Origin of the sequence: Fluviicola sp., assembly GCF_030151805.1 — a bacterium.
Classification (GTDB): Bacteria; Bacteroidota; Bacteroidia; order Flavobacteriales_D; family Crocinitomicaceae; genus Fluviicola.
The window spans coordinates 17,058-33,774 of sequence record NZ_JASLCN010000183.1 but is presented as its reverse complement, the minus strand read 5'-3'; the positions used below and the strand labels follow the sequence as shown (position 1 = coordinate 33,774).

Sequence of the window (16,717 nt, the reverse complement as noted above, 5' to 3'; positions counted from 1 at the left end):
GTGGATTGTATTTGGCATCTTTTCCTTCCGCAAAAAGAATGTAATCGTATGATTCTCCTTTGTAAACGCCGGTTTGAGGATTCAGATCTGCATGATCGAAAGTTTCTTCCCGCAGGATTCCTTTCCTTTTGAAATAGGCTTTATTTTCTTCGATAAATGGAATCGTATCAATGTAAGAAGCTTGTTTCACGCGAGCCGTTCCGAAGGTGTTTTGTTCCGAAGGAAAAGAAAGATCTTCGTCCGTCAATAATTCCATATACGCTTCAAAATCGGGAAGTTCCTGCTTCTTTTTCCAGAAATCGAGCTCCTGGGCAGAAGCAAATAACCTCCGGATTACCAGCGGATGAAAAAAGGAAACGCCGATAAGTTGTTCCATCTCGCGATACCTTTGATAAGCGAAGGGAATCAATTCGGAAACGCGCCAGCTGAGAGTCATTCTCCGGAACACCAATGGATTGATCAGTCCTGCAGCAACTACAGAAGATACATTGCGATTATTATCCGTTAACTGAACATCACAACCTTCCTTCAACAATTCATGAGTCAGACAGATTCCTGCAACACCACTTCCAACGACCAATACTTTCATAGTACAAAAGTGCTTAAAAGTTTACCGGGTTCAAAGAGTTCGATTTACAATTGAAAAGTTAAAAGGCGGTTGAGCAGAGTCGAAAACGACTTTTTAACTCTTGAACGCTGAAAGACCAGAGACTTTAAACGGATTTCCGTCTCTTGTCTTACAATCTCAATATCCTGACATCCTAGACCATCAATCTTACTTCCCAAACTTCGTAAAAGGGATGAATCGCGGAGTTTTGCGTTGATAGTCCGGATAATCCGTGTATTTAGCAGCAGAAATACCTTCCGAGAAATCAGAACTTCCTTTGAAGAGAATAACCAGTAACAAACAGCCGCCCATCGACCAATTGATCCATTCTCCTGTAGATACAACGCTGAATCCGTAGAATAACAACCAAACAGTTTGTTCCATGGCGTAATTCGGATGGCGAACCAATTTCCACAAGCCGGTATCCACGAATCCTTTAGAGTATGGGCCAAGATCTTCTCCGCTTTTGATGCGTCGGTGTTTTTCGGTTTGAAAATTATACTGCTGCTGATCGGCAATGAACTCAATGACAATGGCAACAAGGATTCCTGCCGCAATAACCCAATCCCACAACTGAATACTTGTTGGTGCAAACTCGTATAAGCCGGTAAGAGCCGGAAGTGTAAAGAGGAAAATCAAGGTATTCTGATACGAACAGATGAAAAACAGGTTGAATAACATCCAGACGAAACGATTATTGAATCCGGGTTTTTTACGCAGGATTTCCCAGCGGTAATCTTCTTCTCCGGACCAAAATTTCCAGGAATAAGCGCCTCTCCGTGCAAAATTGTAAGTTAAACGGGCTCCCCAGATACTTACAATAACAGCCATCAAAACCAAACGGGGAGCAAAATCTCCGGCCTGGGCAACTTGCCACACATAGTAAATCGGAATAAGACTCCAGATTTTATCTATCTGAGAGTTGTTTCTGGTAATTTCTCCCAGCAGGAAGCAAACCGCCGTAACGATTCCCAAAACAATTCCCATTTCAGTAAGTACTTCAATTTGAAGTGTATTCAGCGGAGTGCCGAAATAAAAGGACATCAATGGAACAACCACCAAGGTCAACAAAAGGATAATGATCGTAATTAACATGAAGTGAAAGTAGCGATTTAAGTACAGAAGGAATCGCGGAGAACCAAAATTTTGGAAACAGATAAACGCTAAATTGTGAGTTAACCGATTTTCTTGTGAAGTTCTTGCAGAGTGTAAGATTTATTTAACTTGACCAAACGGTTTTGAAGAAAAGATGAAATTTCCGGAGGCGTTTACCAGCCGCCTCTTTATTCCATATGCACTGATAAATAGAGTACTTTGAAGGTTAAAAGCGAGTGCGGTAGCCGAGCAAAAAATCTGTGCATTTGTGGGAAAATTAAGCTTGATGTCCATCGTGATTAATTCCCTGAATTTTACTCTGCAATGGCCAGAACCGCGATGCTGATTTTTGCTTTGGGAAATTGATCCTGAAGAATCCGCACACAGGTTTCAAGAGTAGATCCGGTTGTGACAACATCGTCCACGACGACCAAATGCTGAAAATTTTGTTCTTTTATGGTTCGGAGCATAAACCGGTTTTGCATATTGTCCCAGCGGGAAATCCGGTTTTTCCGGGTTTGACTTTCCGTAAAAGAAGTCCGCTTCAGGAGATCCTTTCTCAGAGAAACTGCCGAAGTCTCCGCAATTCCCTTACAAATGACTTCAGCCTGGTTGTACCCGCGAATAAATTCCTTTTTGGGATGCAGCGGAACAGGAACAAGCGCATCCATATCCGAAAAAGCAGGAATTTGTTTGAGAACCGTTCCCAGTTCTTTTCCGAAATGTAATCCGATTTCAGCATTGTTGTTGTATTTGAGCTCATGAAGAACCCGCTGGGTGGAATTTTGTTGTTTGAACCGGAGTAGCGCATAGGTTCCGGTTAACTGAACACGTCCCCAAAACAATTTATCGAGATTGGTTGCTTCGGGGTAAGTCTCGAAATTGGTGTAAGATAATTCGCTGATGCAAACGGGGCAAATGGCCAACCTGGATTGATTGAATTCGTGTTTGCAAATCAGGCAATTTTGAGGGTAGAGAACATGAAGTAAATCACGCGTCCATTTGTTAAATTTCGAAGAGGATTTCATCAGTGTAATAGTGTTTATTTGGCTTCGCTGACTATCAACATCAGGGTGTTGATAGCCGAATAAATATAATGAAAAAAGAAATTCATTTTTCACCTAATTTTATAGGAAAACCAACTGAAAGTCTTCATACACTTGAAGTTGGACGAATCCGGCTAATTCTTCGATGAATTGCGGATTATGTACTGTGAATATCTTTAGTTGAGATGTTGATAAACTCGCTAAGTGTTCATGTTAAAGGCTTTCAAAGTTGTGGTGTTGAAAACCTCAGGCAATTGTGGATTTCTTTAATTGCGAAAGGAAAGAATTTTGACAATTTTTGTAAGCCCCTTTAAGTACAAAATGTGTCAAACACATGCTACAAATACAAGAGGGGAAACTGACTGAAATTTGAATATGAATACACACTGATCCATGGTTGAGAAATAACCATGGCATAGAAATTATTGACTAAAAAAAATAGAATTAAAAATGGGACAAGTAGAACCAATCTTAGCAGAAAACAAAAATCGATTCGTGTTATTTCCGATTCAACATGAGGATATTTGGTCTTTTTATAAAAAAGCAGAAGCAAGTTTTTGGACTGCAGAAGAGATTGATTTGTCGCCGGATTTAATTGATTGGGAAACGAAACTGACTGACGATGAGCGTCATTTTGTGAAACATGTTTTGGCATTCTTTGCAGCATCCGACGGAATCGTGAATGAGAACCTTGCTGAGCACTTTTTGGCTGAAGTGCAATATACAGAAGCGAAGTTCTTTTATGGTTTCCAGGTTGCTATTGAAAATATCCATTCTGAAACTTATTCGTTACTAATCGACACGTACATCAAGGATACAGCTGAGAAAAATCACCTGTTCAACGCCTTTGAAACGATCGATTGTGTGCGCAAAAAAGCAGATTGGGCTTTACGTTGGATTGACAACGGATCTTTTGCTGAGCGATTAGTTGCATTCGCAGCAGTAGAAGGAATCTTTTTCTCAGGTTCATTCTGTTCGATTTTCTGGCTGAAAAAACGCGGCTTGATGCCAGGATTATCATTCTCTAACGAATTGATTTCCCGTGATGAGGGTCTGCACTGTGATTTTGCGTGTTTATTGTACACCAAGCATTTGATAAACCAGCTTCCAAAAGAACAGGTACAGGAGATTATTCTGAACGCAGTGGAAATTGAGAAAGAATTCGTAACAGATGCATTGCCGGTGAAACTAATCGGAATGAATGCAGAACTAATGGCACAATACATCGAATTCGTGGCTGATCGATTATTAGTGGAATTAGGAAACCCAAAAGTATTTAATACGGCAAACCCATTTGATTTCATGGATATGATCTCCATTCAGGGAAAAACAAATTTCTTCGAAAAACGCGTTGCTGAATACCAAAAAGCAGGTGTTATGTCGAACAAGGAAAACCAAACATTTAGTTTGGACGAAGATTTTTAATTCATTATATTACCAATAACAACAACCCAAATAGAGCGCTATGTACGTAATTAAAAGAGACGGAAGAAAAGAGGCGGTGAAATTTGATAAAATCACTGCGCGCATCATCAAGATGTGCTATGGACTGGATCCATTAGTTTCCCCGGAGGCTGTTGCCATGAAAGTGATCGAGGGAATTTACGATGGAGTAACCACGACCGCTTTGGATAATTTAGCAGCTGAGGTTGCAGCGGCTAAAACAATCGATCACCCGGACTATGCCTTGTTGGCATCCCGTATCGCGGTATCGAACCTGCACAAGGAAACAAAGAAATTGTTCTCCGATGTGATGGAAGATTTATACAAGTATGTTGATCCTAAAACAGGTCAGCGTGCTTCATTGATCGCTGATGACGTATACGAAGTCATTCAGAATAACAAGGATTTGTTGGATTCGAGCATTATTTATGATCGTGATTTCCGTTACGATTACTTCGGATTCAAAACCCTTACACGAAGCTACTTATTGAAAATCAACGGTGAAATCGCTGAAAGACCACAACAAATGTTGATGCGTGTTGCAGTGGGTATTCACAAAAATGATTTGCAACAGGCTATCAAGACTTACAACTTGATGTCTGAAGGATGGTTTACACATGCTACACCAACCTTGTTCAACGCAGGTACACCGAAACCTCAAATGTCTTCTTGTTTCTTGTTGACAATGAAAGAAGATAGCATTGAAGGGATTTACGAGACCTTGAAATCTTGCGCTCAGATTTCTCAGTCTGCCGGTGGAATCGGTTTGGCTCTTCACGATATCCGTGCTACGGGATCTTACATCAAAGGAACAAACGGTACATCCAACGGAATCGTTCCGATGTTGCGTGTATTCAACGATACAGCTCGTTACGTAGATCAGGGTGGAGGAAAACGTAAAGGATCTTTCGCAATGTATATCGAGCCCTGGCATGCAGATGTATTCGATTTCCTGGACTTGAAAAAGAATACAGGAAAAGAAGAAATGCGTGCACGTGACTTGTTCTACGCATTGTGGATTCCGGATTTGTTCATGAAACGAGTAGAAGAAAACGGAGACTGGACCTTGATGTGTCCGCACGAATGTCCGGGACTTTCTGAAACATACGGAGCAGAATTCGAAGCATTGTATACACAATACGAAACAGAAGGTAAAGGTCGCAAAACGATCAAAGCACAGGATTTGTGGTTCAAAGTATTGGAATCTCAAATTGAGACAGGTACACCATACATGTTGTACAAAGATGCAGCGAATACAAAATCCAACCAGCAAAACTTAGGAGTAATCAAATCTTCTAACTTGTGTACGGAGATCATCGAGTACACAGCTCCGGATGAGATCGCGGTATGTAACCTGGCTTCTTTGGCATTGCCGAAATATGTTACGGAAGAAGGAACGTTCGATCACGATAAATTATTCGAAGTAACTTACCAGGCAACTGTAAACTTAAACCGCATCATCGACGGAAACTTCTACCCGGTAGAAGAGGCTCGTAACTCAAACTTGCGCCACCGCCCGATCGGGTTAGGAGTTCAAGGATTGGCAGATGCGTTCATCATGATGCGTTTCCCGTTTGAATCCGAAGAAGCAAAAGCATTGAACCGCGAGATCTTTGAAACGATCTATTACGCAGCAATGACGGCTTCAAAAGATTTGGCAATTGCTGAAGGACCTTACGAAACAATCGCTGGTTCACCGGTATCTAAAGGAATCTTCCAATTCGATATGTGGGGAGTAACTCCTACAGATCGTTGGGAATGGGATTTGTTGAAAGAAGAAGTGAAAAAACACGGTGTCCGCAACTCGTTGTTGTTAGCTCCGATGCCAACAGCTTCTACAGCACAAATCCTTGGAAACAATGAATGTTTTGAGCCATATACTTCAAACATTTACACACGTCGTGTATTGTCGGGAGAGTTTATCATCGTAAACAAACACTTGTTGAAAGACCTGGTAAAAGAAGGTTTGTGGAACAAAGACATGCGTCAGAAATTGATGGCATCGAATGGGTCCGTACAAAACATCAACGAGATTCCGCAATACATCAAAGATTTGTATAAGACAGCCTGGGAAATTTCTCAAAAAGCAATTATCGAGCAGTCAGCAGATCGTGGAGCATTTATTTGTCAGTCACAATCGTTGAACATTTTCATGGAAAATGCAAACTTCGGAAAATTGACATCCATGCACTTCTACGGATGGAAAAAAGGATTGAAAACAGGAATGTATTACTTGAGAACGAAAGCTGCAACAGATGCCATCAAGTTCACAGTAGATAAAGCAGTAACTGAACAACCAGCACAAGTAACGGTTGAAGAGCAACAAGCAGCAATTGCATGTTCTTTGGATAATCCGGATAATTGTGAAATGTGTTCAGGATAGAATATCAGATTAAAACCAGTCGGGGCGAAAAATTTTTCGCCCCGACTGGTTTTAACGTCCTGTGTTGTTAATAATTGTGCCGTTTTTATTATGTTACACACAGTAAGTCCCACGTTAGGTATGTGATGCGTCGCATACCTAACGTGGGACTTTTTCGTTTCAGAGAAAGATCATCGTATAAAAATCACGATTGCATACTAGCGGGGCACTTAAAACGTTAGTACCTTAGCATGATGCACGCTTTACGGGTCGGACTTCTATTGCTAGGTAGCATATTCTTCTGTTGGGTTCAGGCCTGGACACAGGAAAGCGCGTACCGTCAAAAAACGATTCCGGCAACAAACAGCGTCGTACAACTGGATTCCTTAAGTATTGCTCCCAATTCACTCATTGTGCGTTGTGGAAATAAGATCGTGCTTCCTTACCACTATTTGGTCGATTACAGCAAAGGGACTTTTCAGTTGTTTGAATCGTGTTCGGAAGAACTTCAGATTTCATACCGTGTACTTCCGTTTTCTTTCGGAAAAAGCTACCAGGTACGGGATACAAATATCATTTACACCGAAAACAAAGGAGACCGCGATAAGTTCCTCATTACGCCGACAGTTGAACCACTCGATTTAATGGGTGCGAATGGTTTGCGAAAATCGGGAAGTATTTCTCGCGGAATCACCTTCGGAAACCGGCAGGATTTATCCGTCAATTCCTCTTTGAATCTGGAACTTTCCGGGTACATCGCACCGAATTTGCAAGTACTGGCTTCCGTTACGGATGATAATCTGCCCATTCAACCCGAAGGGAACACCAATAAATTACAGGAGTTCGACCAGGTGTTTATTCAGTTGTTCAACAACCAGTTTAAATTGACAGCCGGAGATTTCTGGATCAGTAAACCAGATGGTTATTTCCTTACCTACAGAAAGCGGGGACAAGGTTTAACGGGTGAATATTTCTGGAAAAAAGATAAAACCGGAACGATCAAAACACAAGCCAGCGGAGCACTTTCAAAAGGAAAGTTCAACCGGCAGATCATCCAGGGAGTTGAAGGAAATCAAGGGCCTTATCGCTTGCGGGGAAGTGAAAATGAACCGTATATCATTATTCTTTCGGGAACGGAACGGGTTTATATTGATGGAAGATTGATGAGCAGAGGGCAGGAATTTGATTACGTCATTGATTACAACACTTCCGAACTAACGTTTACAGCCAGAAATCTGATTACGAAGGACATCCGAATCGTGGTTGAATTCCAGTATTCCGATCAAAACTATGCGCGTTCGCTCTTCCAGTTTTCAACAACTGCACAAAGCAAAAAACTGGATTGGTGGGTGAATGCGTATTCCGAACAGGACGCTAAAAATCAGCCGCTTCAGCAAAACCTGACAAATGAACAGAAAATGCTTTTGTCTAAAATCGGGGATAGTTTGCAGCTGGCACGTTATTCCGTGATTGATTCGGTGGGCTACTCGGAAAACCTGGTTATGTACAAACTGATCGACTCTTTGGGTTACGACAGTGTTTTGGTGGCTTCTGTGAATCAGGCAGTGGCTTATTACAAAGCTCAGTTTTCGTATGTCGGGCCGGGAAAAGGAGATTATGTCTTCGAAAAGTTCAATGCTGTCGGACGGGTATACAAATGGGTCGAACCAGTCGGAGGTGTTTCGGTTGGAGATTATGCCCCGATTTCATTGATCATCACTCCGAAAAGACAGCAATTATTTACAGCCGGGGCAACTTACCGCTTCAATGAACGATTGAAAATGACCTCGGAACTGGGAATGAGCAGCTACGATCTGAATACATTTTCAACACTTGATCGCTTTGATGATCGCGGATTTTCCATGCGAACAAAGATCGAACACGACAATCCGTTCGGAAAAGATTCGGTTAAATCCTGGCATTGGAAAAAGCAGGCGGAGATCGAAATGCTGGACCCTTATTTCAGACCGATTGAGCAATACCGTGCGGTGGAGTTTGATCGGGATTGGAATACGCGGAGTATGAATTACAAGGGAAACCAGGTATTGACTACTTTGGGAACCAGTATTGAAAACAGAAACTACGGAAAGATCGCAATCAATGCACAGCAATATAAGATCGGGTCGGATTTCTCCGGATTGCGGACGCAATTCATCACCAATTGGAAGCAAAAAGGCTTCAACATCAACATTGACGCGAGTTACCTGAGTTCGAAAAATGTCAATTCCAATCAGTTCATCAGGCATCGGGAAGATATTTCTAAACAGTTTAAAAAAGTACGGATAGGATACAAGGACGACCAGGAATGGAATCGTTTTGTGCAGGGAGATTCTTTATTGAGTTTGCAATCTTATCGTTTCTTTGATTACCAGGGCTATGTTGCAGTCGGTGATACTTCATCGGGAGAACTACTCCTGAGTTACCGGGAACGGGTGGATGGAAAATCGGACAGTGTGCGTTTGCAAAATGCAGCAAAAGCCAGAACTTTCCGGGTGGAATGGACCAAAAATAACTGGAAGAACCAGCGTTTGTATATTGTGGCGAACTACCGGGAGTTGAAAATTCTGAATGCAAATCTGATCAACCAGGCACCTGAGAACACGACCAACGGGCGAATCGATCACGATATTAAGTTCTGGAAAGGAGCAATCAATCTCACCACATTTTATGAGGTTGGAGCAGGATTGGAACAGAAGAAAGAATTCATTTATATCAAGGTAAACGACGGGCAGGGAGTGTATACCTGGAACGATTACAACAATGACGGAATCAAAGATCTGAATGAGTTTGAAATTGCCGCATATGCAGATCAGGCGAGCTACATTCGCGTATTCACCCCGTCGAATGATTACATCAAGACGTATTCGAATGAATACAACCAATCACTGATGCTCCGTCCGGAACGTGTTTGGGGAAATAAAACCGGATTTAAAAAAGTGTTGGCACGCTTTTCAACGCAAACACGTTTCAGATTGCAGCGAAAAACCAATGTGTTTGACGGAGCACGGGCGTATAATCCTTTTGTGGGAAGTATTGATGACAATTCCTTGATAAGTACGGCAAACGTGATCAAAAACACGGTATATTTCAACCGGACGAATAATATCGGAGGTGGGGATTACAGCTACGAAAGTTCAAAGACAAAAACACTTCTGGCAACCGGATTCGACGGAAGAACGAAAGAATCGCATGAGTTTAATGCGCGGGTTACGCTCCTCAAAAAATTTAGCTTTCAATCCCAGTTCGAAACAGGTTTGAAAACATCTTCGGTTGATTATACTACCGGCCGGAATTATCGTTTGCATTACTGGCAGTTGAAACCGTCGTTTATCTATCAACCGACAACCTCGCTTCGTTTTAGTCTTGACGGACGGGTTACCAAAAAGAAGAATGAAGAGAATCTGGGAGGTGAGCAGGCGGATATTTACGATATCGGAATGACCGGGAAGTTTAACCAAACTCAAAAGGGAAGTTTACAGGGACAATTCAACGTTATCCGGATTGCTTTTCGGGGAAATTCGAACACACCGCTTGGGTTCGAGTTATTGGAAGCGTTGAAACCGGGAGTGAATTACGTTTGGAGTTTGGGATACCAGAGATCCTTATCCAAAAACCTGCAAATTTCGATTCAATACAACGGACGTAAAAGCGAAGGAAATAAAGTCATTCACGCAGGTGGAATGGAAGTGAAGGCGTTCTTTTAACAAGTTCAAAAAGTTAAATAGTTCAAACAAGTTAGTAGAATTTGAACATTTTTCGGACGAATAAAAAAGACCTTCCAAAATGAAAGGCCTTTTTAAACTATATTATTTTCAGATTACTTTTCCTCTTTCGGGAAACCGGCAATCATTTTATCGTAATCAGCCATCAATGCTTCAGCTTCCATGCGTTTTCCGCGTGCAATATCCGCAGCATTTGCGTTTCCGTCTTTCTTTCCTTTCTCTTCTTCGGCGCTATATTTCTCAATAGATTTTTGAAGATTATCTTTCAAATACCCGATAGATTGAGGCATGAACATTTTGGTATACATTCCTCCTGTTTTGTATTCTTTCTGGAAGATCGCCAAAGCGCGTTGCTGTATTTTCGGTTCCTGGCGGGAAGTAAAGAACGTCAATGAACTCAATACCCCTATAGCATCAAATCCCTGAAGCATGTTCGATTTGAACAGGTTTTCATAGTAGCTGATCTGGTCCGCATCTCCGTATTTTGCATAAATCATTGCAACTCCGGCCTGCATTTTTCCGGAAGGTTCTTTCTCCAGTTTTTTTGAAGCTTCCAAAGCTGCTTTATAGTTTACTTTGGAAAGTTGCATCAATGCAGCACTCATCACCGAATAAGATTGATCTTTCTGAAGACTTTCCGTACACAGTTGTTCTAATTCCGGTCCGGAAATCATTCCTGCCAAAGTGGTAATTGCAGAAACACGTACGGAAGAAACAGAGTCATTTGTAGCCAGTTGTTTCAAACGACCGATTGCAGCGGTTTTATTTTCACTGCTCATTTTCCCGATTTTATCAATTGCAGTGGAACGGATGTCCCAGAAAGGATCGTTCAAAGCTTCTAATGCAATTCTGCTTGCGTCCGCCGAACTTGCAGGAACTTTTTGCAAAGCAGTTTTTCTGTGGATATAATGCTTCGAGTTATTCCATTGGTAAGTATACCAGGAAGCATCTTTTTTCTCGTCCATTTTGCAAAGCAACATAGCTTCCGCATCAAAAATCACATTCTTAACGGTTCCTTTCGTCGGAATGCTAACGGTTGTGCTTGCATCATTGAACCAATGACGTGTCGTTGTAGCTCCACGGTCATCATAAACAGTAATATCAACCGGTAATTTGAATAAGCCGAATTCTGCTTTTTGTTTTTGGTTAACTGTTACGGAAACCGTATTGTCAGTAGCATTGGTAGCATAGGAAACTTCCAGAGTCGGGTGACCCTTTCCTAAATACCACTGATTGAAAAACCAGTTCAAGTCTTCACCGCTCACTTCTTCGAAAGCAAGGCGTAAATGATGAAATTCTGCTGCTTTAAATTGATTTTGTTTCAGGTAGTTTTTCAATCCCATGAAGAACGCATCGTCTCCGATGTATTTTCTGAGCATGTGTAAAATACGGCCGCCTTTATTGTACGAATGGCCATCAAACATGTCTTCGCGTGATTTGTAATCAAACCAAACCAGGTTGTGGTATCCACCTTGTTCTGCAGATGCGAAATAACCCGCTGCTTCCTGTAAAGCCTGAAATTCTGCTTCGTCCAAACCATGACGGTGCTCATCCCAAAGGAATTGCGAGTAATTGGCGAAAGATTCATTGACAGTCAGGTTGGACCAGGACTCGCAAGTCACCAAATCCCCGAACCAATGATGGAATAATTCGTGTGCGATTGTTGAATTATCGTTTTCATCCAACAATTCGCGCTGAGTTTTGTACGTAAAATCACCGAAAACAACTGCTCCTGTATTTTCCATCGCTCCTGAAACGTAGTCACGCACAATGATTTGAGAATACTTGTCCCACGGATATTCCACTCCAAGCAATTTGGAGAAGAAACCGATCATAGCAGGGGTTTCACCGAAGATGGCACGTGCGTCTTTTTCCCACTGAGCCTCTACATAGTAGTTTACCTCCATTTTTGTTCCGTCCGGACGCGTATAAGAATCTTTTACAACCTTGAATTCACCAACTCCCATCATGAATAAGTATGGAGCATGCGGCAAATCCTGTTTCCAGTAATCCGTTCTCGTTCCATCTGCATTTTTGGTAGAACTTACCAGTTTCCCATTGGAAAGAGTGGCGTATTTATCTTGTACGGTAATGTAAATTTCCTGTTTTGTTTTGGAATTCGGAGAATCAATGGTCGGGAACCAAACAGAATTTGATTCGGTTTCTCCCTGCGTCCAAATCTGAGGCATTTTATTTGGCTCCTCTCCGCGCGGATTAATAAAGTAAAGACCTTTATCACTTGTAATTGCATCCGAACCACCTGTTTTGCGTTCATCCGGTTTTGCGATGTAGTCGATTACAACAGTGTAGTTTTCATCCCGCGTATAGGTTTTATCCAGCTGAATGGTCAACACATCGTCTTTGTAATCGAAGGTACAGGATTTACCCGCCATGGAAACACTTTTGATCTCCATTCCTTTTGCATCAAGGATTAACTTGTTGGAAGGTGAATAGTGCGGTTTTGCCTGAAGCGTTTCTTTACCGATCAACCACGCTTTATTCCAGTCAAAGGAAACTTCCAGTTTGGTATTGATCAAATCAGTAAGAATCGTCCGGGAAGCGTGATATACTTTTGGTTGATCTTGTTTTGGTTCTTCAACACCAGCTACCGGATTTGACTTCGGATCATTGCTTTTGCTTGCTTCATGCTCAAGACCAGACTTTTTAGGTTGACAAGCTACCAGGACCAGAGCAACCAAATAACATATTTTCTTCATTTTAGGGCAAATATGATTTGTAAATATTTAGAAGAGCAAATATAGAAAACTATGGTTTTTTTACAATCTTTTTCTAGATGAATGGACAAATAGTTCGTATTATTGTCGCAAAATTCTTACAGATGGAAATCGCTAATTGGACATCGGACGGAGAAGTCCTTCATGCTAACAGAGATGGAGTTCATATTCGTTGGGAAGACCAGCAATTTTTTACAATTACATACAAAGGGAAAAAATTTCGCGGAGAGGTGATGTCGAACCGCATGGAGGAAGGTTTGCTTACTCTGAAATTAAATCACCGGGTGTTTGAAGTGAAGAAGGGTGGACCATTGGATGAGCTGATAGCTTCTCTTGGAATGGATAAGCCAAAACTGCGCAAGTTGAAACAACTGAAGGCTCCGATGCCGGGTAGAGTTGTGAGTATTGCTGTTACAGTTGGCCAGTCAATCGAAGTGGGTGATCCGTTGCTTACTTTGGAGGCAATGAAAATGGAAAACGTACTTAAAGCTGAGGGAGTTGGAGTTGTGAAAGCGGTTGCAATCAATCCTCAGGATGTTGTTGATAAAGGCGGTTTACTGATCGAATTCGAGTAGGAAAAATCATAGTTTTTCAATTCAAAAGAAACAGGTGTGCAATTTCATGCGCCATCAAATAAAAACGGCTCCGAAAGGAGCCGTTAGTCTTTATAAAATATATGTTGCTTAATTTTTTTGTGGTGAAAACGCCTTTTGGATAATAGACGGATAAACCGATCCAAATTCTTTGATACACCATTCCCTCAATCGCTGAATTTCCTCTGAGTCAGACATCCATTTAATGGATTTAGACAATTCTTTTTGGAATAATAAGGGGTCGAAACTTACCCGCACCAAAATTTTTTTCGTCAGTTCAAACATGGGGTTCTGTTTAATAATTTCAACTAATATAACGATCCCTTTCCGGTTTTGGTATGAAGGAAATGTTAAAAGTTGCCTATAAAAAAAGCGTGTGCCCGTAATAATCAGACACACGCTACCTTATAGCCAATGTTAAATTTTAATGGAGGTGTTTTTCGATCACCTGGTAAATTTCTTCCGTTGATTTATCGTAAACGTAGATGTACAATTTCATGTTGTCGACGTTGTATTGATCCGGCAAACGATAGGAGTAACTCACAAAATATTTCCCATTGCTTCCTTTGTCAGCATCGGTTAAAACTCTTCCGAAAGTTCGCCCGTCCAGGAATCCTCTCAGAATGTCACGGTGAACATACGCTTCGGCTCTTCCATCAGGAGTATTCGGATCTCCCGGGCTTCCATCCGGATCCAGGTTTCCCGGAACCGTCTGCGGTGCAACCAATGAGTCTTCCACGACACAAATAGCGATAGCCAGTTCTGCACTCAACGAAGCATCCACTTTATCGACTTCCGTATGCAAAAACAATCCCCGGGTAGATGGGAAATAATTCGTGACAGCCTGAATATTGATTTTAAGGGTACTCGCCAGACAAGCATTGGTTTTGTTCGTCATGGTAGAACCTGCATTGGATACAAATTGATTACTTACTTTAGTCCTGTTAACACAAAATCCGGGATTTCCCAGGAAAGTTGATCCGGGAATATCTTGCCCGAAATGTTTCCCAAGCTCAAGGCCTGCATCACAATACAAAACTGTGGGGTAAGCGGCTGACGTTACCTGGAATCCGGTAAGACCTGTTGGTCCCGCATGAATTCCTAATCCGTAAAGGCGTGTAGGATTGGTTGCGATCAAATCTTCCATCAAATTCGTTGAGAAAGGACACTGTACGCATTGGTGACCCGTGAAATCTTCGATCAACACATTTCTGTTTGTGTTGGTATTGGCAGAAAAAGTAGGCCATAAACCTTGTGCTGCGTAGTGAGCAGAATCGCCATCAGGATACAGACTCCAATCCAGTGTGCTGGTAACCGGATTCGACGGATAAGCATTCGTTACTTTGTCGCATGAAGCAATCACTGTTGCAAGGACTGATGCGAGAATAAAAAACTTTTTCATGTTCTAAAATTGTTAATTAGAAACTTTGTGTAAGCGAAACGGTCAATCCGTTTGATGCCGGTACAAAACGACATACTCCACCAACACAGAATAAACCTGCACGTTGTCTACCGTAGTTCAAAGTTACACGAGTTGCATCTTTAATCCAACCGAAAGACCCGATTGCGTAGTGTACCCGCAAATCTTTGTGCGGATTCCCGTAGTTGTATTGATCCATGAATCCGAAGAACCAATTTGGAGAAATATTGTATTCCAGCACTACTGTAACCCAATCACCTTTATCCTTGGAAGTATGGTAATCAAAACCAAGCATTTTTCTATCGGATGTAAACAAAGCCTGTACTTCTGCTCTCAAGCTGTGTTTCTTGTTGATTTTCCAACCGGCTTCCAACACACCAACGTGTGAACTGATCATTCCATGCGCATCTTCCGAAATTTTGGACACGTCATTATTGATAATGATGTTGAAATAAGAAGCAATTAAGTAGAAGTTCTTATTTAATTTGAACGTCACATTGAAATTGATATCCTGCCACAGCAAACTGTCAGACTTGTCGAAAGGATTTCCTTTATACATCACGCGGGAAGAATCTCCCGGCAATCCGAATCCGGACCGGTGTCTGATTGGCAAATAAGCCGTAGAATAATTCACATTGATTGGAATCCCGTACTTTCCGCCACCTTTTCCTTTCGGAATCGTATAAAGCACTTCTGCCTGGAACGCAACTTCCCCCAACGGTTGTGTTGCATACGGATAAAGTGTAGCAACCAGGTTATAGGTATGTGTTTTGTTCATAGCAGGAAGGTAGTTGATAAACAAATCCGCTAATCCTTTTGTTCTGTCAGAACGGTAACTCATATTATCAACAGACTTTGCGGAAACTGAAATCCCCAATCCTTTGCGGGAATACCCCAGGTTGATTAAAGCTGCATGACCTGAATTGTAAATGTATCCGTTGTCGTCACTCGGATCGTTATCCTTATGGGTGTATTCTCCGTTCAGGGTGAATTTCTTATAACGCAAACCGATTCGTCCACTGTAAGCAGCCACGTTTTCCGGCAGTACATACAATTCATTATCGTCTTTCTGGAATTTACTCATGAAAGATCCACCGATCGTAACATCCAAACCACTTGAGTCGAGTCTTGGAATCAGGTCATTGATATGAAGTTGTAAATCCACACCTCTGGTTACTCCGCTGGATTTCTCCACTCTTCCTCCCTGGAAAGAATAACGCTGATTTCCGTAAACACCTTTTAATTGCACACCTTTATAAGGTCGTAAGATCACGCGGGCTCCGTCCATAGCGTTGTCGTATCCCAGATTTCGGTCTTCATAAGCGCGAAAAGCAGTACCAGCTCCGAATTGTTCATAGAAATGTCCAACCGTAATATCTATATAGTCATTCGACCATCCTACGTAGCGCATTCCCAGTCCTGTACCGTCAAATCTGTTCGGATAACCGTTAATTCGCGGAAGGTATGATTCCATCCGGATTCCGGCCTTGAAATGAGAACCGGAATAAAAAACATTCATATACGAGTTCAGAAGTCCTCTTTCTGCAGGCTGGTTGGCACCAATCAACGGATCGGCTTTCAAATATTGAAAGGTGGCTTCCATGTTACCGGTGATGCCCCCCAATAAATTCGATTGTCCGAGTGCTGTGAGCGACCCGGACAATGCACAGATTCCTAAAATCCAATTTTTCATC

The 16,717-nt window shown here is 41.8% G+C and carries 10 protein-coding genes; 4 read left to right on the top strand and 6 right to left on the bottom strand.

The genetic code is table 11. The annotated features are described in order from the left end of the window. The 3 genes from Q1V93_RS06970 to Q1V93_RS06960 all read right to left on the bottom strand — a co-directional run. On the bottom strand, positions 1-589 hold a 589-nt coding region (locus Q1V93_RS06970; RefSeq protein ID WP_300663151.1), incomplete at its 3' end, for an FAD-dependent oxidoreductase. A gap of 186 nt (positions 590-775) precedes the next feature. Then, entirely contained in the window at positions 776-1,702 is a 927-nt protein-coding gene (locus Q1V93_RS06965; RefSeq protein WP_300663149.1) for a DUF1295 domain-containing protein, read from the bottom strand. 314 nt (positions 1,703-2,016) lie between these two features. After that, a complete protein-coding gene (locus Q1V93_RS06960) occupies positions 2,017-2,730 on the bottom strand; it encodes a phosphoribosyltransferase family protein (protein ID WP_300663147.1) in 714 nt (237 codons plus the stop codon). Between the two features lie 468 nt (positions 2,731-3,198). On the opposite strand from Q1V93_RS06960, the gene Q1V93_RS06955 reads away from it, so the two are divergent. The 3 genes from Q1V93_RS06955 (at position 3,199) to Q1V93_RS06945 (ending at position 10,257) form a co-directional block, all read left to right on the top strand. Then, complete coding sequence (locus Q1V93_RS06955) at positions 3,199-4,173, top strand: ribonucleoside-diphosphate reductase small subunit (protein ID WP_300663145.1); 975 nt, start codon at positions 3,199-3,201, stop codon at positions 4,171-4,173. A 40-nt stretch (positions 4,174-4,213) separates the two neighbouring features. Beyond that, on the top strand, positions 4,214-6,574 hold the full coding sequence (locus tag Q1V93_RS06950) for a ribonucleoside-diphosphate reductase subunit alpha (protein WP_300663143.1): 2,361 nt from the start codon (positions 4,214-4,216) through the stop codon (positions 6,572-6,574). Positions 6,575-6,804: 230 nt separating this feature from the next. Continuing rightward, a complete protein-coding gene (locus tag Q1V93_RS06945; protein WP_300663141.1) occupies positions 6,805-10,257 on the top strand; it encodes a hypothetical protein in 3,453 nt (1,150 codons plus the stop codon). Between the two features lie 113 nt (positions 10,258-10,370). Here Q1V93_RS06945 and Q1V93_RS06940 read toward each other — a convergent pair whose 3' ends face one another. Beyond that, positions 10,371-12,992, bottom strand: coding sequence for a M1 family metallopeptidase (locus Q1V93_RS06940; protein WP_300663139.1), 2,622 nt, complete (start codon positions 12,990-12,992; stop codon positions 10,371-10,373). 122 nt (positions 12,993-13,114) lie between these two features. Here Q1V93_RS06940 and Q1V93_RS06935 point away from each other — a divergent pair, with 122 nt between their 5' ends. Beyond that, a complete protein-coding gene (locus Q1V93_RS06935) occupies positions 13,115-13,585 on the top strand; it encodes a biotin/lipoyl-containing protein (RefSeq protein WP_300663137.1) in 471 nt (156 codons plus the stop codon). A gap of 442 nt (positions 13,586-14,027) precedes the next feature. Here Q1V93_RS06935 and Q1V93_RS06930 read toward each other — a convergent pair whose 3' ends face one another. Together Q1V93_RS06930 and Q1V93_RS06925 are read right to left on the bottom strand one after the other, a co-directional pair. Continuing rightward, positions 14,028-15,005: an Omp28-related outer membrane protein gene (locus tag Q1V93_RS06930; protein ID WP_300663135.1), complete on the bottom strand. Its 978-nt coding sequence runs from the start codon at positions 15,003-15,005 to the stop codon at positions 14,028-14,030. A 16-nt stretch (positions 15,006-15,021) separates the two neighbouring features. Beyond that, positions 15,022-16,716 carry a DUF6029 family protein gene (locus Q1V93_RS06925; protein WP_300663132.1) on the bottom strand — a complete coding sequence of 565 codons (1,695 nt, stop codon included), beginning with the start codon at positions 16,714-16,716 and terminating at the stop codon, positions 15,022-15,024. Position 16,717: the final 1 nt, after the last annotated feature.